The organism is Microbacterium sp. ACRRU (genome assembly GCF_022346945.1).
GTDB classification, from domain to species: Bacteria; Actinomycetota; Actinomycetes; order Actinomycetales; family Microbacteriaceae; genus Microbacterium; species Microbacterium mcarthurae.
On the sequence record NZ_JAKRNI010000068.1, the window covers coordinates 1 to 1312 of the forward strand.

Below are 1312 nucleotides of genomic sequence, written 5' to 3' on the forward strand. Positions count from 1 at the left end.
GCCCGCCTCCTGCCAATTCGGGCAATCCTCGATATGCAGCACCTGGATCTTCACACGCCCATTCTCCCGCGCAACTCGCGGCGGCTGGCCACCCCGCACCTTCTTGATCAACACGCCCTAGGGCTGGCCGCATCCGATGACCAGGAAGATCGCGAGGTTGCAAACGACGCCCTCCAGGCCCTGCTCGAGGACGCGACCCCCACCGAAGGCAAGATGATCTACCGCACGATCAAGAACCTTCAACGCCCAGCCGCCGTAGACACGCCCGCAATCGCGACGGAAAATAGACCGAGAAGGAAGGTGATCAGATGGCTCGGCATTCCCGCTCGTCCTTCACCGGACGCTTCGTGACATCGCACAAGGGCAGCCTCCAGCGCCGCATCGCGGCAGGCGAGGCCGACCCGATCAGCGATCGCGAGCGCGCACAGCTTCAAGAGATCCGCCAGACCTACATCCGCAGATTCGGCGTCGACCCCGAGGCCCAGACGGTCTCCAAGACCGCCTGACACGCGCTGAGAAGGGACCGTGCCCACGGGGCCGGTCCCTTCCTTCGTTCTCGAGCATCACCACATCAGCCGCTCGCACCGGATACATGCCGATCTTGCGCAAGGGAGAGCACGGTCCAGGGTGCGGCAACGCCGCATCGCATCGCGACGCGCAGCGCCCTTGACGGTGATCGACCGCGTGCCACGATCCCAGCATCCGGGGGAGGGGTGAATCACTTTCCGGACTCGCTCCCGGGGGCGCGCCCGAAGATGACTTACGGTCCATCTAGACATTTGTCTCATGGAGTCCGTCTTCGTTCTCAAAGGAGAAACGTCATGCCCCGACAGCGTCCGCAACCGCGGCCTTCCCTGATAAGTGAGCGTCCCGCCAGTTCCGACAACGCCCCTCACGCGGGGAGCTCGCCCCGTCGCCGGTCAACGCTGGCTGGTGGGAGCATTTTCGATCCCCCGTTTATGCCAACGGCACACGGGGACATTCCTGTGGCCGAAGGTGATGAGGGCCGAGCGCGATAGTCCTCACTTCCGGTTGCTCGTCGAGGGACCGGTGTGCTTGACGTACTCCGCCCAGGTGCATTCCACTGCGAGCTTCATCCCGTCCTCGGGAAAATAGCCGATTAGTTGCCGCTGAGCCGGATCGTCGTGAAACGTCACCGAGCGCAGCAGCTTCCGCCCCTGCACCTCGACCGGAGCTTGACCCGCTTTTCCGGACGGGTTCTGTTTGTTGATCATGCCGCGATTTCGGCGGTGGTGTGAAGGGCTTCGTAGTCGGCGGGGCTGAGGTAGTTGAGAGCGGAGTGTCGGCGGCG

The 1312-nt window shown here is 63.8% G+C and carries 3 protein-coding genes; 2 read left to right on the top strand and 1 reads right to left on the bottom strand.

All coding sequences use genetic code 11. The features are described 5' to 3' along the window. Together MHY30_RS14980 and MHY30_RS14985 are read left to right on the top strand one after the other, a co-directional pair. The coding region (locus MHY30_RS14980) for a hypothetical protein (RefSeq protein ID WP_239279205.1) at nucleotides 1-351 on the top strand (351 nt) is incomplete at its 5' end. Beyond that, a complete protein-coding gene (locus MHY30_RS14985; protein ID WP_164878236.1) occupies nucleotides 348-506 on the top strand; it encodes a hypothetical protein in 159 nt (52 codons plus the stop codon). The genes MHY30_RS14980 and MHY30_RS14985, both read left to right, overlap by 4 nt. Before the next feature lie 516 nt (nucleotides 507-1022). Here the strand turns inward: MHY30_RS14985 and MHY30_RS14990 are convergent. Beyond that, nucleotides 1023-1235: a hypothetical protein gene (locus MHY30_RS14990; RefSeq protein WP_239279207.1), complete on the bottom strand. Its 213-nt coding sequence runs from the start codon at nucleotides 1233-1235 to the stop codon at nucleotides 1023-1025. Nucleotides 1236-1312 lie beyond the last annotated feature (77 nt).